Source organism: Pseudomonas sp. AC169 (genome assembly GCF_979258515.1).
The window spans coordinates 6102573-6127173 of record NZ_OZ409866.1 but is presented as its reverse complement, the minus strand read 5'-3'; the positions used below and the strand labels follow the sequence as shown (position 1 = coordinate 6127173).

At 58.6% G+C, this 24601-nt stretch carries 26 protein-coding genes and 1 pseudogene; 11 read left to right on the top strand and 16 right to left on the bottom strand.

All coding sequences use genetic code 11. The annotated features are described in order from the left end of the window. Positions 1-98: 98 nt before the first annotated feature. The 3 genes from ACZZ0G_RS27285 to ACZZ0G_RS27275 form a co-directional block, all read right to left on the bottom strand. Positions 99-1079, bottom strand: coding sequence for a FecR domain-containing protein (locus ACZZ0G_RS27285; RefSeq protein WP_463558310.1), 981 nt, complete (start codon positions 1077-1079; stop codon positions 99-101). Then, positions 1066-1581, bottom strand: coding sequence for a sigma-70 family RNA polymerase sigma factor (locus ACZZ0G_RS27280; RefSeq protein WP_463558309.1), 516 nt, complete (start codon positions 1579-1581; stop codon positions 1066-1068). Before ACZZ0G_RS27280 ends, ACZZ0G_RS27285 begins: the two co-directional genes overlap by 14 nt. A 210-nt stretch (positions 1582-1791) precedes the next feature. Next, complete coding sequence (locus tag ACZZ0G_RS27275; RefSeq protein ID WP_463558308.1) at positions 1792-2253, bottom strand: hypothetical protein; 462 nt, start codon at positions 2251-2253, stop codon at positions 1792-1794. Between the two features lie 328 nt (positions 2254-2581). On the opposite strand from ACZZ0G_RS27275, the gene ACZZ0G_RS27270 reads away from it, so the two are divergent. From ACZZ0G_RS27270 to ACZZ0G_RS27260, 3 genes and pseudogenes are all read left to right on the top strand, one after another. After that, positions 2582-3919: an MFS transporter gene (locus ACZZ0G_RS27270; RefSeq protein WP_463558307.1), complete on the top strand. Its 1338-nt coding sequence runs from the start codon at positions 2582-2584 to the stop codon at positions 3917-3919. Between the two features lie 23 nt (positions 3920-3942). Further along, positions 3943-5205, top strand: a complete 1263-nt coding sequence (locus tag ACZZ0G_RS27265; RefSeq protein WP_463558306.1) for a gallate dioxygenase — start codon at positions 3943-3945, stop codon at positions 5203-5205. 67 nt (positions 5206-5272) lie between these two features. Further along, positions 5273-5461 (top strand): annotated as a pseudogene (locus ACZZ0G_RS27260) (OprD family outer membrane porin); the annotation flags it as partial. Here the strand turns inward: ACZZ0G_RS27260 and ACZZ0G_RS27255 are convergent. Beyond that, the gene (locus tag ACZZ0G_RS27255; RefSeq protein ID WP_463558305.1) at positions 5436-6671 is read right to left on the bottom strand and encodes a LysR family transcriptional regulator; all 1236 of its coding nucleotides are present in this window, start codon (positions 6669-6671) and stop codon (positions 5436-5438) included. The pseudogene ACZZ0G_RS27260 and the gene ACZZ0G_RS27255 sit on opposite strands and share 26 nt — an antisense overlap. 155 nt (positions 6672-6826) lie before the next feature. On the opposite strand from ACZZ0G_RS27255, the gene galB reads away from it, so the two are divergent. From galB to ACZZ0G_RS27240, 3 genes are read left to right on the top strand one after another with little or no spacing between them, the layout of a single operon-like run. Beyond that, positions 6827-7561 (top strand): 4-oxalmesaconate hydratase, encoded by a 735-nt coding sequence (gene galB / locus ACZZ0G_RS27250; RefSeq protein WP_105706397.1) that lies wholly within the window; start codon positions 6827-6829, stop codon positions 7559-7561. After that, positions 7558-8274, top strand: a complete 717-nt coding sequence (locus tag ACZZ0G_RS27245; RefSeq protein WP_463558304.1) for a 4-carboxy-4-hydroxy-2-oxoadipate aldolase/oxaloacetate decarboxylase — start codon at positions 7558-7560, stop codon at positions 8272-8274. Before galB ends, ACZZ0G_RS27245 begins: the two co-directional genes overlap by 4 nt. A 2-nt stretch (positions 8275-8276) precedes the next feature. After that, positions 8277-9404: a 4-oxalomesaconate tautomerase gene (locus ACZZ0G_RS27240; protein WP_463558303.1), complete on the top strand. Its 1128-nt coding sequence runs from the start codon at positions 8277-8279 to the stop codon at positions 9402-9404. 464 nt (positions 9405-9868) lie between these two features. On the opposite strand, the gene ACZZ0G_RS27235 is transcribed toward ACZZ0G_RS27240, so the two are convergent. The 4 genes from ACZZ0G_RS27235 to ACZZ0G_RS27220 all read right to left on the bottom strand — a co-directional run bounded on the left by ACZZ0G_RS27235 (position 9869) and on the right by ACZZ0G_RS27220 (position 11399). Then, entirely contained in the window at positions 9869-10024 is a 156-nt protein-coding gene (locus ACZZ0G_RS27235; protein WP_463558302.1) for a hypothetical protein, read from the bottom strand. Between the two features lie 35 nt (positions 10025-10059). Further along, positions 10060-10563, bottom strand: a complete 504-nt coding sequence (locus tag ACZZ0G_RS27230) for a cupin domain-containing protein (RefSeq protein ID WP_463396189.1) — start codon at positions 10561-10563, stop codon at positions 10060-10062. Next, a complete protein-coding gene (locus tag ACZZ0G_RS27225; RefSeq protein ID WP_273914739.1) occupies positions 10563-11081 on the bottom strand; it encodes a GNAT family N-acetyltransferase in 519 nt (172 codons plus the stop codon). The genes ACZZ0G_RS27230 and ACZZ0G_RS27225 overlap by 1 nt, the downstream gene beginning before the upstream one ends. A gap of 96 nt (positions 11082-11177) precedes the next feature. Then, complete coding sequence (locus ACZZ0G_RS27220) at positions 11178-11399, bottom strand: hypothetical protein (protein ID WP_463558301.1); 222 nt, start codon at positions 11397-11399, stop codon at positions 11178-11180. Between the two features lie 226 nt (positions 11400-11625). Between ACZZ0G_RS27220 and ACZZ0G_RS27215 the strand changes: the two genes are divergently transcribed. After that, complete coding sequence (locus tag ACZZ0G_RS27215) at positions 11626-12192, top strand: DJ-1/PfpI family protein (protein ID WP_397480548.1); 567 nt, start codon at positions 11626-11628, stop codon at positions 12190-12192. A gap of 42 nt (positions 12193-12234) precedes the next feature. Here the strand turns inward: ACZZ0G_RS27215 and ACZZ0G_RS27210 are convergent, their stop codons facing one another. After that, complete coding sequence (locus tag ACZZ0G_RS27210) at positions 12235-13488, bottom strand: MFS transporter (RefSeq protein ID WP_463558300.1); 1254 nt, start codon at positions 13486-13488, stop codon at positions 12235-12237. Positions 13489-13564: 76 nt separating this feature from the next. Next, the gene (locus ACZZ0G_RS27205) at positions 13565-14458 is read right to left on the bottom strand and encodes a LysR family transcriptional regulator (RefSeq protein WP_463558299.1); all 894 of its coding nucleotides are present in this window, start codon (positions 14456-14458) and stop codon (positions 13565-13567) included. Positions 14459-14552: 94 nt separating this feature from the next. On the opposite strand from ACZZ0G_RS27205, the gene ACZZ0G_RS27200 reads away from it, so the two are divergent. Continuing rightward, a complete protein-coding gene (locus tag ACZZ0G_RS27200) occupies positions 14553-15719 on the top strand; it encodes an MFS transporter (protein ID WP_463558298.1) in 1167 nt (388 codons plus the stop codon). A gap of 91 nt (positions 15720-15810) precedes the next feature. On the opposite strand, the gene ACZZ0G_RS27195 is transcribed toward ACZZ0G_RS27200, so the two are convergent. After that, positions 15811-16725 carry a LysR family transcriptional regulator gene (locus ACZZ0G_RS27195; protein ID WP_463558297.1) on the bottom strand — a complete coding sequence of 305 codons (915 nt, stop codon included), beginning with the start codon at positions 16723-16725 and terminating at the stop codon, positions 15811-15813. Between the two features lie 213 nt (positions 16726-16938). Here ACZZ0G_RS27195 and ACZZ0G_RS27190 point away from each other — a divergent pair, with 213 nt between their 5' ends. Both ACZZ0G_RS27190 and ACZZ0G_RS27185 read left to right on the top strand, forming a co-directional pair. Further along, positions 16939-18267 carry a nucleobase:cation symporter-2 family protein gene (locus ACZZ0G_RS27190; RefSeq protein WP_463558296.1) on the top strand — a complete coding sequence of 443 codons (1329 nt, stop codon included), beginning with the start codon at positions 16939-16941 and terminating at the stop codon, positions 18265-18267. A gap of 31 nt (positions 18268-18298) precedes the next feature. Further along, positions 18299-18808: a nucleoside deaminase gene (locus ACZZ0G_RS27185; RefSeq protein WP_463558295.1), complete on the top strand. Its 510-nt coding sequence runs from the start codon at positions 18299-18301 to the stop codon at positions 18806-18808. Between the two features lie 76 nt (positions 18809-18884). Here ACZZ0G_RS27185 and ACZZ0G_RS27180 read toward each other — a convergent pair whose 3' ends face one another. The 3 genes from ACZZ0G_RS27180 to ACZZ0G_RS27170 are packed head-to-tail and all read right to left on the bottom strand — an operon-like array spanning position 18885 to position 21667. Then, positions 18885-19886: an NAD(P)H-quinone oxidoreductase gene (locus ACZZ0G_RS27180; protein WP_463558294.1), complete on the bottom strand. Its 1002-nt coding sequence runs from the start codon at positions 19884-19886 to the stop codon at positions 18885-18887. Beyond that, a complete protein-coding gene (locus ACZZ0G_RS27175) occupies positions 19887-20219 on the bottom strand; it encodes a carboxymuconolactone decarboxylase family protein (RefSeq protein WP_463558293.1) in 333 nt (110 codons plus the stop codon). A gap of 11 nt (positions 20220-20230) precedes the next feature. Next, entirely contained in the window at positions 20231-21667 is a 1437-nt protein-coding gene (locus ACZZ0G_RS27170; protein WP_463558292.1) for an NAD-dependent succinate-semialdehyde dehydrogenase, read from the bottom strand. A gap of 221 nt (positions 21668-21888) precedes the next feature. On the opposite strand from ACZZ0G_RS27170, the gene ACZZ0G_RS27165 reads away from it, so the two are divergent. Beyond that, positions 21889-22815: a LysR family transcriptional regulator gene (locus ACZZ0G_RS27165; protein ID WP_463396202.1), complete on the top strand. Its 927-nt coding sequence runs from the start codon at positions 21889-21891 to the stop codon at positions 22813-22815. Between the two features lie 76 nt (positions 22816-22891). Here ACZZ0G_RS27165 and ACZZ0G_RS27160 read toward each other — a convergent pair whose 3' ends face one another. Together ACZZ0G_RS27160 and ACZZ0G_RS27155 are read right to left on the bottom strand one after the other, a co-directional pair. After that, on the bottom strand, positions 22892-23143 hold the full coding sequence (locus tag ACZZ0G_RS27160; protein ID WP_463558291.1) for a DUF2790 domain-containing protein: 252 nt from the start codon (positions 23141-23143) through the stop codon (positions 22892-22894). A 254-nt stretch (positions 23144-23397) separates the two neighbouring features. Beyond that, entirely contained in the window at positions 23398-24519 is a 1122-nt protein-coding gene (locus tag ACZZ0G_RS27155) for an SMP-30/gluconolactonase/LRE family protein (protein ID WP_463558290.1), read from the bottom strand. Positions 24520-24601: the final 82 nt, after the last annotated feature.

The following is a 24601-nucleotide window of genomic DNA, read 5'->3' as shown; positions in this document are numbered from 1 at the left end:
GAAAGGACATCGACAGACTGGCCTGTATTCCGGCCTTCCTTAGAGGTCGAACGATAATGAGAAACCACCTCATTATTTTTCAGGTGATTTTAATGGGCTCAGGCAGCAGCGGTCACGGTTACCCAGTAACGGGTTCGGTAATCGATGTGCAAGCGCAGTGACTGCGCGATCAAAGCCAGGACCTGATCGTTGTCGGCGAGCTGAAAGGTGCCGGAAACGCGGCGATCCGCGACCTCTTCGGCGCAGCGCAATACCCCGGGGCGATAACGCGACAACTCCACGATGAAATCCTTGAGGCGCATATTGCGCGCACTGATCACGCCGTCACCCCAGCTCCACAGATCGAGGCCGTTGTCGCTGAACGTTCGGACGCCACTTGATGTGAACAGCAGCTGATTGCCTGCCTGGACGCTGCGGCTCGCAGGACTTTGACTGGCGCCGGGGAACACTGTGACTGATCCTTCCTGCGCTGCGACCAGAGTGCCTTCGTCAAGCTCGCGTGCCAGAAAGCGGGAACTCTGGGCGCGCATGATCCCGTCACGTGATTGCACCCAGAACGGTCGCGCTTGCGGCGATTGTTGATCGGCGCCGACATTCACGATGATTTCACCCCGTCGCAGGATGATCAGGCGTCGCTCGGCGTCGAAATCGCTGTCGACGGCGCTGTCGCTATTGAGTTGGATGAGGCTGCCATCATCGAGTTGGAAGCGCCGTCGCTCGCCGGTGCTGCTGCGCTGCTGCGCAAGCATGGCGGGTACGGGTGTGTAATCCCGGCCAAGCCAGGCTGCCGTGCCAACGGTCGCCAATATGCCCAGTAGCTTCAGGCTGTCCCGCCGCCGCATTCCCTGATGGCTGCCATCAAGGGTTTGGCGCGCCAGTTGAGCGGGTACGCCGGCAAATTCATCCCCAAGCGTTTCCACACGCTGCCACGCCAACACATGCTCTGGGCGCTGCTGCAGCCAGTGCTCAAAAGAGTGCTGTGTTTTTACGTCCGCTTGATTGAAGCGCAGGCGCACCAGCCATTGGATCGCTTGCTCGACAATGGCCGGATCCAGCGCCTGCGGCTCAGGCCTCGACATAACGCAAGCGATAGCAGTGTTGCAGGGCCGTGGCCAGGTCGCGCTCAATCGTCGCCCGGGAAACACCGAGCTTTTCGGCGATTTGCGCGCACGTCAGACCGTCGAGTCGGGCGAGTAAAAACGCCTGACGAACCCTTGGTTTAAGCAAACTGAGCATGCGGTCTATGCGCTCCAGCGCATCAAGAATCAGCAACCGGCTTTCTTCCGAGGGAACCTCGTATTGAGGCAACAACGTGACGCTTTCCAGGTAGGCACGCTCGAGTTCGCGACGACGATACTGATCAATCATCAGTCCGCGGGCGATACTGCTCAAATAGGCACGTGGTTCGCGCAAGGGGCTGGACTGACGGGATTTAAGCAGGCGTACGAAAGTGTCCTGCGCCAAATCTGCTGCGTTATCGCGACATCCAATGCGTCGGATCAGCCAGCCGTGTAACCACGAATGGTGGGTGCGATAGAGCAGCCCCAGATCTGCAGTACCTAGCGTTTCATCGCTGCGCATCGAATCCCCGGAAAGTACATGATTGATAATTAATCGCATTCTACTCAGGCGACAGGCCTTAGGCAAATACGAGGCGTTCAGCGTTCGCATTGGCGCGAATGGCGTCACTCTGTAGGGACTGCGGGTAAAAGAATGCATCCAGCGTCTGGACGATTTGAACGCTAACCACCGGGCACTTTTTCGTACAGAACCTGGCCAGCAGAATACTGCTCAGTGCGCCAATGACGGTTGGGTAGCGACCGAGACAGTGAAGACCACGACAAACAGCACGACGATTCCCCAGAACAACACCATGACTGTCACCATGAAGACCTTAAGGCCTTGATAAAGCCTGCGCAGCCAATGGCCTTCGGGTTTTGCTTCAGAGCGGCTTCTGAGTACGCCTTTCAAATAGAAACCGAGGAGCGCCAATAGCGCGCCATCTATCGCCAGTGCAGGCAGGCCGGCTATGGGGAAAATGCTTTCCCACCGATAGAAAGAAGACCGGCTCAGAAAGACCACATAACAAGTCAGGCTGCCGTAGGGCAGGGCTCTCCACCATTTACCGGCCAGCGCGCCGACCATCAGGCACATGATCACCATGAACGGGCTGAGGAGAATATGGAGCATCCATTCCAGTACGTTGGGCAAGTAGTCCGGGGAATGGATGCTGCGCCAGAGGTATTCCAACATTGTTCGGGTTCCTGCCTTCCATGAAGTAAGTGCTGCTGCGGTGCTTCCGTGCTGCTGCACGCTATCGGCATGTTTTCGGGTTACATAAGGGCTGTTGGCATTTCGTCATCCTCTAGCGGCCGCTCGCGCCACGGTCATCAACCTTCGCTCTACCACGCTCTGTTTATCTCTGTTGATCCCCCGATAAGAAAAACCGATACCTGCTTAAGGATTTCCCAGAGGCGGGCGGTATACCTGCGGCTTTACAGTCACCTTCATCGTTCAGCGTGGACGGTCTACTTACAGGCCTTGTCCGTCGGGACCTCTACAAAAACAAGAAGGTGAGAGCATGACGAGTGAAACGGTCGATATCAAAGCGTGGATCGACAACCGAAAAGTGGTGCCGTACCAGTGGCTGATTATGGGTTTATGTTTTTTCATAGTGCTTTTCGATGGCTTCGACGTCGCGGTGATGGGGTTTATTGCGCCCTCGCTGATTCAAGAGTGGGGGCTTTCGAAAGCGGCGTTTGGCCCGGTGATGAGCGCGGGCATGATTGGGCTGGCGATCGGCTCGCTGACCGCTGGCCCTTACGCCGACCGAATCGGCCGCAAAAAGGTGCTACTGACGGCAGTGACTGGCTTCAGCGTGCTAAGCCTTGCATGCGCCTTTGCACGTAATCCCTACGAGCTGGCGGCCTTGCGTCTGCTGACCGGTGTGGCGCTGGGCGCAGCGTTGCCAAACACCACCACACTGCTTTCCGAGTATTTGCCGGAACGCAATCGGTCACTGTTCATCACGATCATGTTCACCGGATTCAATATGGGGTCGGGGTTGGGCGGATTTCTCGCTGCGTGGTTGATTCCCCATCACGGCTGGCAGTCGGTGTTGCTCGCCGGCGGGATTCTGCCGATGTTGCTGCTGCCCTTGATGTGGCTGTTGCTGCCTGAGTCGGCGCGTTTTCTCGCCGCACGCAACGCGCCCGCCAGCCAGATTGCCAAGGTGCTGAACAAGCTGGGGGGCACGTTCAGCGCAGAGACGAAATTCGTCATTGCCGAACCGCAGGCTCAGCAAAAAGCACCGCTGCGCTTGCTCTTCACCGATCACTATCGTTTCGGCACTCTCGCCTTGTGGGCAACTTACTTCATGGGGTTGCTGGTGATCTACCTGACCATGGGCTGGATGCCGACCTTGCTGCGTGAAGGTGGGTTGTCCATCGAACGGGCCGCGACCATCACCGGACTGTTCCAGATTGGCGGTACTGTCGGCGCCATCGTGGTTGGGTGGGCGATGGACCGGCGAAATCCGAACGCGGTGATCGCCACGTCTTACGCTCTGGGTGGTGCTTTCATTCTGCTGCTGGGCGCCTTCAGCCTTGAATCGAGCGTGTTGGCATTCGGCGTGGTGGCGGCAGGTTTCTGTATGAGCGGCGCGCAAACCGGCCTCAATGCTTTCGCGCCCGGTTACTACTCGACGGACTGTCGCGCCACGGGCGTCAGCTGGATTCTGGGTATCGGCCGCTTCGGGGCTATCTTTGGTTCACTCATCGGTGGCGCGGTGCTCAGCCTAGGGCTGGGGTTGCCGCTGCTGTTTGCCCTGTTGAGCGTGCCTGCCTTTATCGCTGCACTGGCGATTCTGGCTAACGGTCATGCACGGCGCCGAGTCAGTCGGGCCTTGCTGGCGCATTAATCTTTTCAACAAAGGAACTCGTTATGGCACGCATCATTGGTGGCCTCGCTGTATCTCACACCCCGACCATCGGCTTTGCGGTCGATCACGACAAGCAGCATGAGGCCGCCTGGGCGCCGATCTTCCGTGGTTTTGAGCCGATCAAGGCGTGGCTGAAGGAGCAGCAACCGGATGTGCTGTTCTATATCTTCAATGATCACGTGACGTCGTTTTTCTTTGATCACTATGGTGCATTTTCCCTCGGTGTCGATGAGCGTTACGAAGTCGCCGATGAGGGCGGTAATCCACGCGAGTTACCGGGGATCGCTGGCCATGCGGCGCTGTCGCGGCACATCGGAGAGAGCCTGGTGGCGGATGAATTCGACATGAGTTTCTTCCGTGACAAGCCGCTCGACCATGGCTTCTTCTCGCCGATGTCGGCGCTGTTGCCGTGCGAGCCGGACTGGCCGGTGGAGATCGTGCCGCTGCAGGTTGGCGTGTTGCAGTTCCCGGTGCCGAGTGCGCGGCGCTGCTACAAGTTGGGCCAAGCGCTGCGCCGGGCGATTGAAAGCTACCCCGAGGACTTGAAAGTGGCCATCGTCGCGACCGGCGGCGTTTCCCACCAGGTGCACGGCGAGCGCTGTGGTTTCAACAACCCGGAGTGGGACCAGCAGTTCATTGATCTGTTGGTCAACGATCCCGAGCGCCTGACCGAAATGACCCATGCCGAGTACGCCGCGCTGGGGGGCATGGAAGGTTCGGAAGTGATCACTTGGCTGATCATGCGCGGCGCGCTGTCGGCCACGGTGAAAAACCTGCACCAGGATTACTACCTGCCGTCGATGACCGGCATTGCCACACTGCTGCTGGAAAACCAGGATCGACCCGTTCCCGTCGACGTCGTTGCGCGGCACTTGCAGCACATGCAGCATCAGTTGGCAGGTATCGAGAAGCTCGACGGCACCTATCCATTCACCCTGGAACGCAGCGCCAAGGGTTATCGGTTGAACAAGTTTTTGCACCGCATGATTGAACCGCATTGGCGTCAGCGTTTCCTCGACCAACCCGAAGCGCTGTTCGATGAAGCAGGGCTGAGCGATGAAGAGCGGGATCTACTGCGCCGCCGCGACTGGCGCGGATTGATTCACTACGGGGCGATTTTTTTCGTGCTGGAAAAACTCGCTGCCGTGGTCGGGGTGCCGAATCTGCAGATCTACGCGGCGATGCGCGGAGAAAGCCTGGAGGCGTTCATGAAAACCCGTAATCAGCAGGTGCTCTATTCGGTAGCGGGCAAGGCCCCACGCTAACGACACGGCGTCATCGGCGGCTCGTTCCGGGCCGCTTCGCAACCCCCTTGAATGACTTCACTGCGCCCGGCTCAGCGGGGCTATCACCGACGGTAAGGAATGGGGGCGCGAATCCGAGTTGGGCTACACGCTGCAAAGCGGTGCGTTGAAGAACCTCAACCTGCGCTGGCGCAACTCGAGCATTCGCCGCGATTACAGCAGCAATGAGTTCGACGAGAATCGCTTGATCATCAGCTATCCGTTGAGCCTGCTTTAACCGCTTCATTGGCCTGAGTTCGGATTACCTGGCGGATCATTTCCATCAACGCCTGCGCCACCGGTGAGTGCAGGCAGCCGCTGCGGTAGGTCAGGCCGATGGCTCTGGCGGTCTTTTTCAATTCCAGCGGCAAAATGCACAACTCGCCGGACGCGATCTCCTGTTCCAGTTGATGCGCTGAAACGGCCGCGAGCATGTCCGAGCGTAACAACAGCCCGCGAATGATCGCCATGTCGGCGCTTTCCACCACCGGGGAAGGCGCCGGAATGCCGAAACCGGCGAAGCATTCCTCGAGCATCGTCCGCGCCGGTGAGCCGGCGCGAGGCAATACCCAGCGCGCGTTGCCCAGATGATTCTGCAAATCGCCGTTGCCGCAGAGCGGATGATCACGCCGCGCAAGCACGACCATTTCTTCCGTCAGCAGTGACTCGCCGAGGAGGTCGCTGGCATAGGTCGATGAGCGCAGCGCACCGAAAATGAAATCCACATCACCGGCGCGCAATTCAGTCGCCAGCAGGTCGAAGGGACTCTCATTGGTGATCACTTGAATACCCGGGTGCTCGGCCATCAGACGCACGATGGCTTCGGGCAGGATGCGCGTGCGGCCAAGGGGCAGTGCACCGACATGGACTACGCCGTGCAAGGCACCGCGAAGGGCGGTGATGTCGCTGTCGATATGGCGCAGTTCGTTCAGCGCCCGGCGGATTGCAAACAGGATGTCATGACTCGCGCGGGTCGGCTGCAAACCGCGCGGCGTGCGCTCGAACAGCGATTGGCCGCAGCCGTTTTCGAGGACTTTCAGCGTCGAACTGACCGCAGGCTGACTCAGCCCCAGCAGGTTGGCCACTGTCTGCATGTGCTGGGTTTCACAGAGTTTGACGAACACTTGCAGGCGTCGTGCCTGGAACAGATAAAGCGGTTCAATCGCGGCTTTTTCACCTTGGCCGAGCGATGTCGGCACGCTCCCAAGCTCCGCCAATACCCTTCGCGCACGGGGTAGCAAGCGTTCACCGAAATCGGTCAGGCGCATACCGTTGGCGTGGCGCTCGAACAGCACTACGCCCAGCCGTTCTTCGAATTCGGAAATGGAGCGGGTGACCACCGATTGCGCCCGGTACAGCGCGACTGACGCCTTGGAGACGCTGCCGTGATCAGCCACGCGGACGAAGGCGCGCACGTGCATCAGGCTCGGCAGTTCAAGGTTTTCCATGGGCTAGGGCTCTGCGGGTCGGCGAATTCGACGACTATGCCGCCGCTGTTTTCGAGTGGCAATAAAAAAAACGCATACCTCGAACACTCGAACGCATTACTCCGTCGGCGGGGTGCGATGCGATGCTCTTTCGCAACGCAAGAGGAGAATCCGCAATGATCGATTCAACCAAAAACGCGCTGGTTGTCAGCGCCCACTCAGCCGATTTTGTCTGGCGTGCCGGTGGCGCCATCGCCCTGCATGCCCAGCAGGGTTACCACGTTCACATCGTCTGCCTGTCGTTTGGCGAGCGCGGCGAATCCGCCAAGTTGTGGCGCAAGGGCGAGATGAGCGAAGACAAGGTCAAAGCCGCACGTCGCGAAGAGGCTCAGGCCGCCGCCGACATTCTCGGGGCCAGTGTCGAGTTCTTCGATATCGGCGATTACCCGATGCGCGCCGACAAGGAAACCTTGTTCCGTCTAGCCGATGTTTTTCGCCGGGTGCAACCGGAGTTCGTTCTCAGTCACTCGCTCAAGGACCCGTACAACTACGATCACCCGCTGGCCATGAACCTCACGCAGGAGGCGCGCATCATCGCCCAGGCCGAAGGCTATAAACCGGGTGAGAAAATCGTCGGCGCACCGCCGGTCTACAGTTTCGAGCCACACCAGCCTGAGCAATGCGAATGGCGCCCCGATGTGCTGCTCGACATCACCGATGTCTGGGACAAGAAGTACGCGGCCATCCAGTGCATGGCAGGTCAGGAGCATTTGTGGGAGTACTACACGCGCGTCGCCCTGCAACGCGGTGTGCAAGCCAAACGTAATGTCGGGATCACCTCAACCCGCAACATCGTCTATGGCGAGGGTTACCAGAGTATTTTCCCGCGTGTCACGGAGAATCTGGGATGAGCGAACATATCGGCAAGACTGGCGTTGTCGTGCGCAATATTCAGCGCGCAGAAGCAGCGCTAATCGATGAGTTGAAACGCTTCGGCGTGGCGACCATTCATGAAGCGCAGGGTCGCAAAGGCCTGTTCGCGAGTTCGATCAGACCCATTCAGCAGGGCACAGTGATCAGTGGTTCAGCCGTCACGGTGCTGGTTGCGCCGGGTGACAACTGGATGTTCCATGTGGCCGTCGAACAATGCCGGCCCGGCGATATTCTGGTGGTCGCGCCGAGTTCACCGTGCACCGACGGCTACTTCGGCGACCTGCTGGCCACCTCGCTCAAGGCCCACGGCGTTCGGGCGCTGGTAATTGATGCGGGCGTGCGCGACACCCACACCCTGCGCGAAATGGGCTTCCCGGTCTGGTCCCGCGCCATCAGCGCGCAAGGCACAATTAAAGAAACCCTGGGCTCGGTCAACCTGCCGCTGGTGTGCGGTGGGCAACTGGTACACCCGGGTGATGTGGTGGTTGCTGATGACGATGGTGTGGTGGTCGTGCGACGCACCGAGCTGCAGCAAATCGTCGAAGCCAGTCGCGCCCGGGCCGACCTGGAGGAACAGAAGGCCCTGCGCCTGGCCAAGGGTGAACTGGGTCTGGATATCTACAACATGCGCACGCGCCTGGCGGAAAAGGGTTTGCGTTACGTCGACAGCCTTGAAGAGCTAGGAGACTGAGCATGGCGCAGACTCGCATTCCCTGTCTGTTGATGCGGGGCGGCACTTCGAAAGGCGCTTACTTTCTAGCCGACGATTTACCGCACGAGCCCGCGCTGCGAGACCGCGTGCTGCTGGCGGTGATGGGCTCGCCGGATGCGCGGCAGATCGACGGCATTGGCGGCGCTGATTCGCTGACCAGCAAAGTGGCGATCATCAGAGCGTCAAGCCGCGCTGATGCAGATGTCGATTACCTTTTCGCCCAGGTGCTGGTGGATGAGCCGCGCGTCGATTACGGTCAGAACTGCGGAAACATCCTTGCCGGTGTCGGTCCGTTCGCCATCGAGCGCGGGTTGGTGGCGGCGACAGTCGACGTCACCCCAGTGCGGATCTACATGGAAAACACCGGACAGATCGCCATCGCCCATGTACCAACGTCTGATGGTGAGGTGCGCTACGACGGCGACGCGCGTATCGACGGCGTGCCGGGGCAGGCCGCGCCATTGATTGTCGAATTCAAGGATATCGCTGGCGCCAGTTGCGGCGCCATGTTGCCGACCAGCAACGCCCGGGACGTAATCGACGGCGTTGAAGTGACCTGCATCGATAACGGCATGCCCGTGGTGCTGATCAACGCGCAAGAGCTTGGTTGCAGTGGCTATGAGAGTCCCGCGCAACTCGACGTCAATGCTTCACTGAAACAGCGTCTGGAGTCCATCCGTCTGCAAGCGGGGCGGCGCATGAACCTGGGCGATGTGAGCCAGCGCAACGTGCCGAAAATGTGCCTGATTGCACCACCGCAGGTAGGTGGGGCCATCACCACACGCAGTTTCATTCCCCATCGTTGCCACACCAGCATCGGCGTGTTCGGCGCGGTCAGCGTGGCCGCCGCCTGCCTGATCAAAGGCAGTGTGGCGGCGGTCATGGCGATTATGGAGGAGGGCGACGTGAAACGCCTGTCGATCGAACATCCGACGGGCGAGTTCACTGTGGAGTTGCGCTTGCAGGACGAGCGATTGGTCGGGTGCGGACTGATGCGCACGGCTCGGTTGCTGTTTGATGGCCTCGTCTGCATTCCATCAGCGGTCTGGAGTGGTAAAGCCGTTGGTCAATCAGGAGAGTGCTTCTCGCAAGTACGCGTAAAGAGCTGAAAAATGCGCAAGCGATCCACTCATGTGGAGCAGGTCGCGCGTCCCCCAGAAACGACAAAGCCCTGAATAGTCAGGGCTTTGTTGTATCCAGTGGAAGCTCGGCGGGTGAGTCGCTTTGATCTTCTTCAAGCTTATTGCGCAGTTGGTTTAGAAGCTGGTCAGTGGTCTGGATAGCATCAACGTCCAGACCCTGTGAAAGCTCGTTGATCGATCGCCACCTTCTTTCGGCCTGCGCCTGAGCGGCCGACTGCTGCGGGTTGCACCTCACAGACAGTAAGCTGAATACTTGCTTCCGTTTGTTTTAAAAGCTGGGGCGAAATCTTCCAATCGTGATTGTCTGCTACCGGCAATAGCGGTCATCTTGGCTTAGCATTATCTGGAATGACTTGGGTTTCGATATCAAATCTGTCCAATAGCGCGGCGCCGTCAGTGACACCTGCAATTTGATCGATCGCAGCGATTTTTTAGGATGCGCCATCGAGCGCAAAGTCAGCATTGGTGTAAACAGCCTCCGCCTCGTTATGAAGTGCATAGGCAATATGCGCCGCCAAGCGAACATTCGTCGGGGCGTCTACAAAGCTACCCAGATAATCAACAAGTAAAGTCTTAATCTCTAGCATTCATTTCTCTGGCAGGCTTCATCGACACGGCGCCCTCATGGTTCGTCGTCCCAATAATCAAGTGTAGTCCCGGGCCGCTGCACAGCGGTGAACGCACGCGCTCCATTGATTGTGACCATCGCCTGATATTTGCCGGAGTCCGGGTATTGGCAGACCTCGGGGGTTTCTCGGGTGCCAATGGACAGGTACTTCAGCGGCGCATCCGAGGTGTTGATGATCTGATGTGGATACTCGGGGCCGGCAGGAATGAAGATGACGTCGCCGCTTCGGATCGGCAACATTTCACCCGCCACGCGCAGGGTGCCAACCCCTTCCAGGATGACGAACATCTCTTCCTGAGCATAATGAAAGTGGTAGGGGCAAGAACGCTTGCCTGGCGCGACGATGTCCACCGACGCACCGAGTTTCTGCGCGACGGTGTCAGTGCCGAGGCGCGCGCCATGGCTCTCGTAAAGAGGGTCGCGGCGCTCGTATTGCAGCGGCACATCATTGAAATTGCGAATCATGCGCGCAGCTAAAGCACAGGGGTCATTGCTCATTAATCACTCCCGAAAGTATCTGTACGGGCATCCCGCCTGTCGCCCAAACGAACGGTATTACTGTTGGCGCGGACATAATAATTATCAAATTCACCGCTTTCGATAAATACGAAACCATGGCGGATATAAAAGCGATTTGATGCGCTTTCTTTGAGAGCGCCAACTTTAATAGGGCGTCCGATCTCATCCGCCTCTCTGAAAATCCGAGTGAGAACTTCGGTGCCTATCCCTGCTCCTTGAGCGCTAGGTATCACATACAAGTGGTCGAGCAGGAGTTCGCTCTGATGGTCTTTGAGAACGACAAAACCGACCATATCGCCTGATACTTCTATGCGGCGCGTGCTGCTAGCGTCGAAACCACTATGAAACCGTTCCCGCGCGCGATCAGGATCAAATCGCCCAAGCCGCTCTAGGCTTTCGCGCATGGCCTCAATCCGAATGGCTATCAGATCTTCTAGATCGCAGTTTGAAGCACGGCGTAAAACGACAGCAGATTTTTGATCAGGGGAAGGTGACATAACAAGCGCTCCAGGCATGGCCGGTGACTCATTATAGAGAGCGTGAGTCGCATAACCAGTCACGCCGGCCCATGCCCGCTACCAGCACGTTCTGTCTCAGCCATACATGTACAAAAGGTCGTCGATCAGCCCTAGGTCCTGCTGCGTGTACTGGGCCTTGTTGTAGCGTCTCATGCCCTCAAGCACACCCCTGATCGGAACTTGCCGCGAAGGATCCTGAACAATTTCGATCAGACGGTCGTAATCGGGATCTTTTCCCTTGAGGTATTTTTCAATCATTTCTTTAAGCGCTACGCGCGCCTCTGGATCGGATAGCACTGTCACTTCTCCCGCAAGATCGTGAATTCATCTTCCAACTCAGCGCAGACATCGCACGGGATGGTGTTGGATAATATTCCGCGCAGGCGGATTGAAGATCAGCCTGTCGGGAATATACAAGCACGGTATTCAGATGTCTGTTTTTGACTGCTTTGGTCCCCGAAGCTGCCCTTGATGTCTGTTTGTTGTCGTCATAGGCTACGGGCATTCATGGAGGATCTGACTGATGGCACGCGTGGGTTTGATACTGACACCCGGTTTTGCGGACTGGGAATATGCTTTCATTGCTGGTACGGCGTCCCCGTTTTACGGGGTCGACGTCAGGTTTTTTGCTCCCACTACGGGGCAGTTTCGTTCGCAGGGCGGATTGGCTGTAACGGTCGATAGCAGCTTGCAAAAATGTCTGGACTGGAAGCCGGACGTTGTCGTCGTCATTGGAGGAATGATCTGGGAAAGTTCAGAAGCACCGGATCTTCGAGACTTTCTCCATGCCAGTCGTTCAAGTGGAGCAACCATTGCCGGTATCTGTGGCGGCACGCTGGCACTTGCGAGAGCCGGGCTTCTAGACACGGTTGCTCATACCTCGAACAGCGCTGACTTCTTACAGAATGCCGTCAGTTATGAGGGCTCCACGCTTTACCGAAGCAGCTCGATGGCGGTGATGGCAGACCGCATCATTACTGCTCCAGGCACCGCCCCCGTTAGCTTCACCTGCGCAGTGTTTGAAGGCGCCGGGTTATCTCCGGAGAGCATTTCTCAGTTCAGGTCAATGTTGGCAGCGGAACATGGGTGATCGCGTCGTCCCGGCATGTCGGGCACATTCTCAGGAGACATTTCATCGACTCATGACTGCCGCCAGTTTCGGATGGTTTTTTGCGTAATACAGCTCTGACTCAGCGTCATCTTCGAGGAAGTGCCATATCTTTTTTGATCGCATGGAATATATGACGATAACCAGAAATACCCCGAGATAAAGCCACATCAAACTGGTTGCGCCGGATCTGGACATGATGGCGCCCGTCATCATGAATGACACCGAGCCGCCTAGCTGACTGATCACTAATGTGGATGCCATCAGTCGCACGCGTACGCCGGAGGGGATCGACATGACCCTCTTGTCCATTCCGACCATCGTAATGCAAGCACTCGCCGCCCCGACGAAAAACAGGCAAGTACTCAACTGCCAGATTTCGTCGGTTTGTGTCGCTGCACAGAGTGCAAACGTTAATAAGGCCCAACATCCAAGATACTTGTTGCGCTGATTTTGCTTTTTGGTAATCAGCGGGCTTAAAAAGAATAAACCTGCAACGGCTCCAGCAGCGAACACTGCATTGAACAAACCCACGCTACCTTCAGCTAGACCGCGGGTGTGTATGAGCGCTGGAACCAGCATCGGTACGGTCGCTGTTACGGTCAGACCCAGTAGTAATCCGGAAAAGGTCAAAAATTGTTCTGGCGGTAGAACGCATTTGAGTTTAAGCCCCAAAAACATGTCGTTAATGAGATCGCTTGATGTTTTTTTGCGTTGCAGGGTAGGGGCTGCACTAACCGGTAGCGCCATGGCAAAGACGACTGTTACCAGTGCGACTATCGGAGAAAAACGCAGCGAAATTTCCATCGAGAAAACAGCAATCACAATACCCGCCAACAAAGGCCCGGCGACCCGGCCTACGGTGACAACAATCCGCCGGACACGAAATGCCGCTTCCGTACGATGTTTCTCAACGGTTTCCCCAGGATAGATGCCCAAAAGCGGCTGAATCACCCCAAATGCTGATACGGCAATGACATCGATCAGTATCAAGGCTTCGAGCGAGTACCAGTTCGAGGCAAAAAAGTAGCGCAATACGCTCGCCAACAGAATCGTAAAACAGCCCACCTTGAGCGCCGCACTGCGGCGCATCGACTCAACACGCGGCGCGAGACACAACATGGAAATGATCGCCGCGAGCGCGAGCGCTGTTTCGTATGCAGCCAACTCCATCAGGCTTCCCCGCTGCACGATAATCAGAGGTAACGTGGTATTCCAACAGCCGAGGTAGATCCACAGTAACAAGTCCAGGCAAAGGTACTTTCGAAATGTACTCAATGGGTGATTTCCTTGCTCTGCACCTTGTGTTTGGGATGTCCGCGATGCAACTGCGCAAATCAGCTTATGCCTGCGCCTACATCCGGTGATGTTCCAGCAAGAAGTCGACGAACAACCGCACCCGCGCCGGCATCGCCGCGCCGCCGACGAACACCGCATGAATCGGTTCCTGGTCCCCGGGGTTGCAGGTTTCCAGCAGCGCAATCAGGTCGCCGCGCTGCAGATCCTCGCTCACGCTGAACTCCCCGATACGGGCAATGCCGGCGCCCATTCGCGCGAATTGTGCCAGCGCTTCACCACTGCTGCATTCGATGTTGCCGCTGACCTTCAGGGAAAACTCTTTGCCATCGCGGATAAACGGCCAGTTGGGTTCGGCACGCCGGAAGTTGAAGCGCAGGCAGTTGTGTTGGAGCAGGTCTTCCGGTTCCTGCGGGACGCCGTGGCGCTGCAAATACTCGGGCGATGCCACCACGACCTGGCCGGTGGTGCCAATCCTGCGTGCGGTCAGCGGGCTGTCGGGCAGATGGCCGAAGCGCACCGCGACGTCGGCTTGCCCGCCAAGAATGTCGACCACTTCGTCGCCGAGGGTAAGGTCGACGACGATGTTCGGGTAACGCGCGCTGAAGGCTGCGACCAATGGAACGATGGCCAGCCTCCCATGGCCAAGAGCGGCACTGACCCGCAATCGCCCTCGGGGCACGCCTTGGTCGGCGATGGCGTCTTCGACCTCGTCCATATCAGCGAGGATCCGCCGGGCGCCGCGCAGGAACGCTTCGCCCTCGGCGGTGAAGGTGATCGCTCGGGTAGTGCGCAACAGCAGGCGGGTGCCAAGCCGTTGCTCGGTGCGCGCGATGATCCGACTGACTGCCGAGGGCGTCAGACCCAGTGCACGCGCGGCGGCCGACAAGCTGCCTTCCTGCGCGACGGTGGTGAACACGCTCATTTCACCTGACCTGCCGTTGAAATCCACTTGTGCCTCCTGCGCAAAGGTGATTGCCAAAAATGCTATCTACCGCCTGAAAAGACAGGATCGTAGCATTGGCGGCATAGATAAGGAGCTTTCCATGCGTATCAATCCACCACTTGTTGCACTCGCCATCGGTGCCTTCGGCATCGGCGTTACAGAATTCGCCCCCATGGGCATGTTGCCGGGTATCGCTGCGGATCTGGGCGTTTCCATTCCCGCTGCCGGTTTGCTGGTCAGTGCTTATGCGCTGGGCGTATTGCTCGGCGCACCGCTGATGACCCTGACCACCGGCAGGATTCCCCGGCGCTATCTGCTGATCGGGCTTATGGCGATTTTCACCCTCGGTAATCTGATGTCAGCGTTGGCCACCGATTACTACAGTCTCATGGTCGCCAGGGTCGTGACTTCACTGAACCACGGTGCGTTTTTTGGCGTTGGCTCAGTCGTTGCTGCCACCCTGGTCGCGCCGGAAAAACGTGCCGGGGCGGTTGCGGCGATGTTTATGGGCCTGACACTGGCGACCATCGGCGGTGTGCCGCTGGCTGCCTGGTTTGGCGAACTGTTCGGCTGGCGCACGGCTTTCTGGGGCATTACCGGCCTGGGCGTGGTGACCATGGCCGCGTTGTGGTTCGCCTTGCCCAATGTGCGGGCGCCGCAAAGCGTCGGTGTCATGGCGGAAATCCGCGTATTGGGGCGCGGCCCGGTGCTGGCCGCGCTGGCCCTGACCGTCGTCGGCTCGAGTGCAATGTTCACCGTCTTCACCTACATCGCGCCGATCCTCAGCAGCGAGACCCATGCGTCCACCGCCTTCATCACCGCCATGCTGATGCTTTACGGTGTCGGGTTGACGCTGGGCAACATGTGGGGCGGCAAGGCCGCTGATCGCTCGATCGATCGCACCCTGATCGTCTCGCTGAGCGTGCTGATTGTCGTGTTGTTGGCGTTCACCGTACTGATGCGCTGGCCGCTGCCGGCGGCCGTGGCCATTCTGATCTGGGGTATTGCCAGCTTCGCCCTGGTGCCGCCGCTGCAGATGCGCGTCATGGAAGCGGCCAAGGACGCGCCCAATCTGGCCTCGGCGGTGAACATCGGCGCCTTCAACTTCGGCAATGCGATTGGCGCGGCGCTGGGCGGTGCGGTGATCAGCAGCGGCCTGGGTTATCCGGCGATCTCCTTGGCCGGCGCGGCAATGGCGGGCCTGGGACTGCTGATGGTTTTGGGGTTTGCGTGGCGTTCCAGAACGGTTGAAGCGGCAGTGGTGTGACAAGCTCGCGGTCAGCCTGAAACAACCGAGCTGGCGTAACGACAAAAGCTCTTGATCGAGGCCCGCTCTGGCGAGCCTCTTGGTCCCCACGTCAAAGTGTGGTGATCTGCCCATTGCGATCCAGTTCATACACCTTGTTGCCCTGCAATTTCTCCTTCAGCCACCGCTCGGCTTTACCCAGCGGCCGTTGCCGCGCCCAGAGCAAATCCACACCAATCTGCCAGTCCGTATGCGGATACGCCGAGAGCTGCAGTTCCATCAGCTCACCCTTGGCCAGTTCACGTTGAATGAGCTGGCGGGGCAGGGTGGCCCAGCCGAGTCCGGCGCGGACCATTTCCAATAACGCCAGATAGCTTTCCGCCTGCCACAACTGGGTCGAACGCAGGTATTCGCTGCTCGGTAGCTTGCTTGCGTGGGCGCTGAAGGCCAGGCGCCGATGGATGTGCAGGTCGTCGAATGTGACGTTGTCGAGTTGCGCCAATGCGTGCTCGGGATGGCAGACGTGCAGCATGATCAGTTTGCCCAGTTGCTGGAACGCCAGCTCCTTGGGGTAACCGGGCTGTGAGAACGCCACACCGAGTACCGCTTCGCCGCTGCTGACCAGTTCGCTGACGTCGCCGTACACCGGGTGGCGGATGATCAGGTCGACGAAGGGGAACGCGGCTTCGAAGGCTTTGAGCACCGGCATGATCGGGCCGTACGGCGTTTCAATGGCGAGCGTCAGGCTGGTTTCGACGTGGTCCGAAAGGCAATCGGCGTGGGCTTCGAAGGTCATGCAGCGTTCGAGCACGGCTTCGGCCTGCACCAGCAATTTGTGGCCGCTGGCGGTGAGGGCAGGGCTGCGGTTGCTGCGGTCGAACAGGTCGACGCCAAGGTCGGTTTCGAGGTTGGCAATCGCCGCGCTGATGGTCGATTGAGTCTTGCCCAGTTTGCGCCCGGCGGCAGAAAACGATCCGCTTTTGACCACTTGGACGAACATTAGCAGTTGATCGAGTGAGAAGCGCAAGCGGTGAACTCCCGGTTCGAAAATGAAGGTTTGCAGCGGCCAACGAAAGCCTGATTGTGCCATCGAAAAAAGCGATGGTTGCTAATTTGTTTCATCGTAATAAACGTTCAACCATGGCCCCGCGTCAAACGATCTCCGGGGCGGCTCTGACTTCAAACGCCCCTGAGCATGCCCGCGATCTCAACAGATGCCGCACCTTCAGGAGCGTGTGAAATGACCCCACAACGCATTCATCCGGTGGACGAGGTTTTGCCACTGCGACAGTTGTTCACGTTTGGCTTGCAGCATGTTCTGGTGATGTACGCGGGAGCGGTGGCGGTGCCGCTGATTCTTGGTAGCGCGATGGGACTGACCTCGGCGCAGGTGGTGTTGCTGATCAACGCTAACCTGTTGACCTCGGGTGTAGCGACGTTGATTCAAACCCTAGGCTTCTGGAAATTCGGCGCGCGGCTGCCGCTGATTCAGGGCTGCTCGTTCATTGCTCTGGCGCCGATGATAATGATCGGCAAGGAGTTCGGCCTCAGCCAGATTTTCGGCGCGGTAATCGCGGCGGGCTTTATTACCATTGCCCTAGCGCCGGTGTTCAGCCGCTTGTTGCGGTTTTTTCCGCCGGTGGTGATTGGCAGTCTGATCACCATTATCGGCATCTCGCTGATGCCGGCAGCGGCGATCTGGCTGGGCGGCGGCAATCCCGACTCGGCGGATTTTGGCAATCCCGCGAACTTGTTGCTGGGCCTGGCCACGGTCAGCGTGACGCTGGTGATCTATGCCAAATGCAAGGGCTTCCTCGGCAACCTCAGCGTGTTGATCGGCCTGTTCGTCGGCAGCCTGATCGCAGCGGCTTGCGGTATGACTCACTTCAATCGGGTCAGCGAAGCCGCCTGGTTTGAGCTGAGTGCGCCGATGGCATTCGGCGCGCCGGAGTTCGCGCCTGTGCCGATTCTGATCATGACCCTGGCGATGCTGGTGATCATGGCCGAGACCACCGGCAACTGCCTGGCGATCGGTAAATTGACCGGCAAACCGACCACGCAACAAACCCTCGGTAACGCGTTTCGCGCCGACGGCTTGTCGACCATGCTCGGTGGTTTGTTCAACAGCTTTCCTTACAACGCCTTCACCCAGAACACCGGTTTGATTGCGCTCTCCAACGTGAAAAGCCGTTTCGTCGTGGCTGCGGCCGGGGCAATCATGGTGCTGATGGGCCTGTTCCCAAAACTCGGCGCGTTGATCGCCGCGGTGCCGACGCCAGTGCTCGGTGGCTGCGCGATCGTGATGTTCGGCATGACCACGGTGGCAGGGATTCAGGAACTGTCGCGGGTGCAATTCGAGGGCACGCGCAACGGCATCATCGTCGCCGTATCGGTAAGTGTCGGCGTGCTGCCGATGTCCTTTCCGGCGCTGTTCGAGCACGTCGGCCCGACTCTGAAACTGGTGCTCGACAGCGGGATTTTCCTCGGTGCGATCACCGCCATCGTCCTCAACATCCTGCTCAACAACGATAAAAAATCCGCAACCATCGGCGCTGAACTGGCCGACTGACTGTTTGTTTTCCACTGCCCAGGAGTTACCCATGAATCAATTCACTCAGCTCATCCCGGCCGGCGTCAGCGAGCTTGATCTGACCTTGCTGCGCCAGACCATCGCCTTGTCCGAGGCATCGAAACAACGCGGTCGCCATCCGTTCGCGGCATTGGTGGCCGATCGCAACGGCAAGGTGATTGTCGAAGCGGGGAATAACTCGATGCCGCCGGAAGGTGATCCGACTCAGCATGCGGAGTTGGTGGCGGCCGCCGCAGCGGCAAAGTTGCTGTCGCCGCAAGAGCTGGAACTTTGCACGCTGTACACCAGCGCCGAACCTTGCTGCATGTGCGCCGGCGCGGTGTATTGGACCGGAATAGGGCGGGTGGTTTATGCCTTGTCGGAGCATGCGTTGCTGGGGTTGACGGGTGACCACCCGGAAAACCCGACGTTCTCGCTGCCGTGCCGAGAGGTGTTCGCCAAGGGGCAGCGCAAGGTCAGTGTGTTGGGGCCGATGCTGGAGGGGGAGGCGGCTGAACCGCATGAAGGATTCTGGTCTTAAAGAGGCATCACTTTCTCAACGGAAAAAAGGTGCCCGTCACAGGCACCTTTTCGGTTTTATCTAAAGATCAGCGGCACTAAACCAGGTCATCAGGCTGCATCGTCAAAATGATTTTCCCGACGTTTGCGGAAGACTCCATCCGGCGATGCGCATCGGCGGCCTGTGACAGCGCAAACGTGCTATCGACAACCGGCTCAAGGCTGCCGGCACCCTCGAAGCGATCAAGCCAGTGCTCGCGAAAACGCTTGATCATGGCGTGCTTCTCCGGTTGCGTGCGCGACTTCATCACCGTGCCGATGATTTGCAAGTGGCGGTAAAGAATGTCCTCCAGCGCCACCGTGACGTTGCCGCCACCGCCGAGAATCCCCACCTGAATCAAGCGGCCGCCGCGTGCAAGGGACGCGATGTTGCGGGCGAAGTAGGGCTCACCGATAAAATCGATGATTACATCGACGCCGCGACCCTGGGTTTTGTCGGCGATCACCTCAGCGAAATCCTGGGTCTTGTAGTCGATCGCCACGTCAGCGCCCAAATGCTCGACACGCGCCAGCTTGCTACCTTCGGTTGTCGCATACACCGTGGCGCCGGTGGCGTAAGCCAACTGCACCGCAGCAGACCCGACGCCGCCGGCGGCCGCGTGAATCAGCACCGAATCGCCAGCCTTGAGCCGAGCCAGATGCATCATCGCTTCATGGGCTGTGACGAAGACCTCGGGTATGGCTGCCGCGTGTACATAGTCAAGCTGCGCGGGGATGTGCATGGCCATGCGGTAGTCGATGCGGGCCAGCTCGGCGTAGGCACCGCCGCCGACCACGCCCATGACTCGATCTCCGACCTCGAACCCGGTCACCGCGCTACCTTTGCCGATCACTTCGCCGGCGATTTCCAGGCCGATGATCAGCGAGTCGCCGAAATTCGGATGGCCGTACCCACCGGTTCGATGCGTCAGATCCGCACGGTTCACCCCGGCGGCATAGACACGTACCAGCAGGTCGTCAGGCCGCACTTCAGGATTGGCGACCTCGACAAGCTCGAGGACGTCTGGCGCACCAAATTCTCTGATGTTGATGGCTTTCATTCAGTTGTGCTCCGTTTCGCTGAACGTGGCGTTGGCGATAGCCGATGCGGTGATGGCGCCAGGGAAGCCCACGTAGAAAGCCAGGTGCGTGATCGCTGCCGCCAGTTCGTCTTGGGTTACACCGTTGCCAGCCGCGCGGCGTAAGTGAGCAGGCAACTCTTCCGAGTGACCAGCGGCAATCAATGCCGCCACGGTGATCAGGCTACGGTCGCGAGGGGACAGCGCCGGGTCACTCCAGATCTGCGGATAAAGCGTCGAGTCGACGAATTGCGACAGCTTTGGCGTGAACGCGCGCGCGGCTTCCCGAGGACTGCTGAAATTGAGCTTGGACATGGGCGAGTTACTTAAACCTGGCTGATGAATTTGTGGGTGAGATAGTGCTCGATGCCTTCAATGCCACCTTCGGAGCCGTGACCGCTTTCTTTCATGCCGCCGAACGGGAGCTCGGTCGCGACGATGCGATATTGGTTGATGCCGATCATCCCGGCCTCCAATCCGTCTGCGACGTCAATGGCCGTGCGCGCGCTGGAGGTGAACGCGTAGGCCGAGAGTCCGTAGGGCAGGCGGTTGGCTTCTTGCAGTCCATCGGCCAGTTCATCGAACGGCATCAGCACGGCGATGGGGCCAAAGGGTTCTTCGTGCATGACGCGGGCGTTCATCGGCACATCGGCCAGAACCGTGGGTTGGAAGAAGTAGCCTTCGCCAGACAAGGCTTCACCACCGGCCAATACCCGAGCGCCTTTTTCAACGGCATCGGCGACCAGTTCTTCCATTTTTGCCAATTGCCTTGGGTTGGCCAGCGGTCCGACTTGGGTGTCCGGATGCAGGCCGTCACCGATTCTCAGGGCTTGGGTCGCAGCGACAAAGTGATCGACAAAGGCTTGATAGGCACCACGCTGGATCAGAAAACGAGTGGATGAAATGCACACCTGCCCGGTGCCGCGAAAGCGGTTGGCAACGCCTTCGATAGCGGCTTTTTCAATGTCGGCATCTTCGAATACCAGCACCGGTCCGTGCCCACCCAGTTCAAGGGTGATGGGCTTCACGCCTTCAGCAGCTCGTGCAGACAGCAGGCGACCGATGGGCACCGAACCGGTGAAGGTCACTTTGCGAATGATCGGCGAGGCGATCAGATGGCTGGAGACTTGATCCGGTACGCCGAAGACCACTTGCAACACACCCTTGGGTAATCCTGCATCGTCGAGTGCACGCGCCAGGGCCAGCGCTGTAGAGGGACTTTCTTCACCGGGTTTGAGAATGACGCTGCAACCGGCGGCCAGCGCTGCCGAGAGCTTGCGTGCCGGGGTGATGGCCGGGAAATTCCAAGGTGTGAATGCGGCCACTGGGCCGATGGCCTGGCGCTTAACCAGTTGCAATACGCCTGGCCGGTTAGCCGGGACCACACGGCCATCGATACGCCGTGCGCTTTCGGCGAACCATTCGAAATACTCCGCCGCACGGGTCACTTCATCCAGGCTTTCGCCCAGCGGTTTGCCTTCCTCCAGGGTCATCTGCGCGGCAATCTGTGGTGCACGCTCGAGGATCAGGTCGGCGGCACGCTTGAGGATTTTCGCGCGTTTGTCAGGCACAGTCTGGCGCCATTGCTCGAAGCTTAGGCGTGTCACTTCAAGGGCGTGGTCAAGATCGCTCGCGGTGGCGAGTGGGACGCGGCCGATTTCCCGGCCAGTAGCCGGGTTAACAACGGCGGCAGTATCGCGCCCTTCGGCACTGATCCATTCACCACCGATGAAAAGATAAAGCGGGTCGTAGGAGGTTTTCATGATGTGCCCTTCAGTTGGTTGTCAGAGATTCGTAAGAAACCCGGCGCCTGTTCAGGCGGCCTGTGCAACCAAGTCTATGGAAGGAGGGCCCATTGATTTAGACGGGCCAAAGGGAATCATTGTTGTCGCCAGAGGTAATATCGAGCGGCGAGCCGAACGTGTAGCATCCGGAAAAAATGCGCGTTATCACGGGTGAGCGTGAGATCTACAGGAAGGTCGCGATGGATAAGCTTTCGAACATGTCGGTGTACATAAAGGTTGTCGAGATGGGCAGTTTCACGGCCGTGGCCAATCATCTGGACTCAACGGTCGGTAACGTATCGCGTGCTGTCTCTGCGCTGGAAAACGTGCTCGATGCGCGTCTGTTGCAACGCTCGACCCGACGCCTGTCGGTCACCGATGCCGGGCGACGGTTTTATGAGCGCTGCACGAAAATCCTCGCTGATCTGGAGAGTGCCGAAGCCGAAGCCAGCAATGCCGCGCTGGAGCCGCGGGGAACACTGCGGGTGCATTGCGTCCCCGGACTGGCCCGGCATCTTGTCACCGGGGCGGTGCTGGGATACCGCCAGCAATTCCCGGAAGTGACCGTGGACTTATTGCTCTCGCAACGCATGCCAAACCTGTTGGAAGATCAACTGGACGTCTCGATTCTGATCGCCCGCGCGCTCCCCGATTCGGCGTATGTCAGCCAGAAGATCGGTGTCAGCCATTGTGTGTTGGTGGCGTCGCCAGACTACTTGGCCCGGCATGCGGCTCCCGAGACGCCAGAAGACCTGCGTGATCACCAGTGTCTGCTGTTGGGCACCGTCGACTATGTGCGGGATGAGTGGCAACTCAAGAGCAAGGCGGGGGACGCGACATTTGTCCCGACTGGGCCAAGTTTCAGCGTTAACGATATGGATGCGATGGCACATGCCATTCGAGAGGGCGCGGGGATTGGCTTGCTGGCCGGGTTCACGGCCATCGATGATTTGCGTTCCGGCAAGCTAGTGCGGGTTTTGCCTGACTACCATACCTATGAGCGCAACGTGTATGCCGTCTATACCTCTCGACAGTTCGTCGATGCAAAAATCACCCGGTTTATTGAAACGCTGAAAGATCGGGTTGGCAGTCAACTGGCCGCGACGGCCAAAGAACTTGTCGATTGAAACGCTGCGGAGCAAAAAGGTATTTGCGCCTCGATGAGACCACTCTCCGAGGCGCAATGATCGGCGAACAGCTGACTTAGCCCTGGCTGCAACGGCCCATGACGTTGTAGGCCAGTACGTGGCGTTTGCCTTGCGAATCCTGGTAGGTCATGTGCGTCGGTACCACTGCGCAAACATCCGGCACCGGTTCTTCAGAGATGACCTTGGCGACATCCAGATGGGTACCGTAGCGATATTGCTCGACCTGTTTAGTCGTTGCAGAACCGTCCTGCGCTGCTACCACAGAGCTGAAGCCCAAGAGTGCGACGATGATCATTGCCGTTTTCATGATGTGAATTCCTAAAGTAAGTGTGATGTTGCTGGCAGGACGAACTTTAGGCTTGAGGGTTTTGCGCAAACAGACGCGAATCCGGGAAAGACTTTTATCAATTCCGAACACAATCTTGCGGTATCTGACGCTAGAGCGCATCGCATGGTCCGGCGAGACGGGACAGCAACCGGGCTTGAATACCGCGCATCCTCAGATGCGCGGCAGGCTATCGTTTCGACACTCTCGAAACTGTCGCGAAACGAACCGCGCTTTTACAACGCAAACGTAGTTCCGCGAGTGTTCACAAACAGCGAATAGATCGAGTGACTGCTGGCCATGAACAACCGATTGCCTTCGCGTCCCCCAAAGCACAAATTCGGGCAACGTTCTGGCAGCGAGATGTGCCCGATCGCCTTGCCCTGCGGATTGAAAACGCGCACGCCGTCGAGTTTTTCCAGGTCAGCCTTGGGATCACCGTTGCCGCCCCAGCCGCACCACAGGTTGCCCGCTTCGTCGCATTTGATGCCGTCGATGGCGGCATAGTCCAGCCCTTCGATGTGCTTTCGGCGTTCGCCGAGTGTGCCGTCGTCCTTCACCGCAATCGCCCAGATCAGGCGATTGGGCTTGGCGCGTCCTTCGACGACGTACAGGGTCTTCTCATCGGGCGAAAAGCACAGGCCGTTGGGGCCGTTGAGATCATCGATGACCCGAGTGACTTTTTTGCTCTCGCCGTCGATGCGGTAAACGGCGTGGGGTTGGCTCGGGGTGATCTTGTGGCCTTCGTAATTGTTGCCGGTCTGGAAGGGTGGGTCGGTGAACCAGATCGATCCGTCACTTTTGCAGACGATGTCGTTGGGCGAGTTGAAGGGCTTGCCGTCGAAGCTGTCGGCCAGCACGGTGATCATGCCGTTGGCTTCGGTGCGCGTGATGCGCCGGCCCTCGCTGGTGGTGGTGGAGCCTTCACAGACAATCAGCCGCCCTTGGCGATCCCGGCACATGCCGTTGGAAAAGTTCGAATGTTCGCGGTACACGCTGAAGGTGTCGGTTATTTCATCCCAGCGCATGATGCGATTATTGGGGATGTCGCTGACCAGCAAATAGCGGCCATCACCGACCCAGACCGGTCCTTCGGCCCAGCGCATGCCGGTGGCAAGTTTTTCAATACTGGCGTTGAAAATACGCAGCTCGAGAAAGCTGTCGTCGAGGATGTGAATCAGCGGATCCGGGTAGCGCTGACTCAAGGGTTCGGCGGCCTCGGCGATCCGCGTCAGTGCGGTGCTGCCGACGGTGGCGAGCGTGGCGGAAACGGCGAGGGACTTTTTCAGGAAGCTGCGGCGGGTGTTGCCTTGCGCTTGGTTGAGGCTGTCAGGCTTGGTGGACAGGCGTGAGTCCATGTAGCGATCTCCGTGGTTTTATTTTTTTTCGAGGAGACGTAGTAATACCTTGTGATAGGACATCGTACAAGTTGTACGTTGT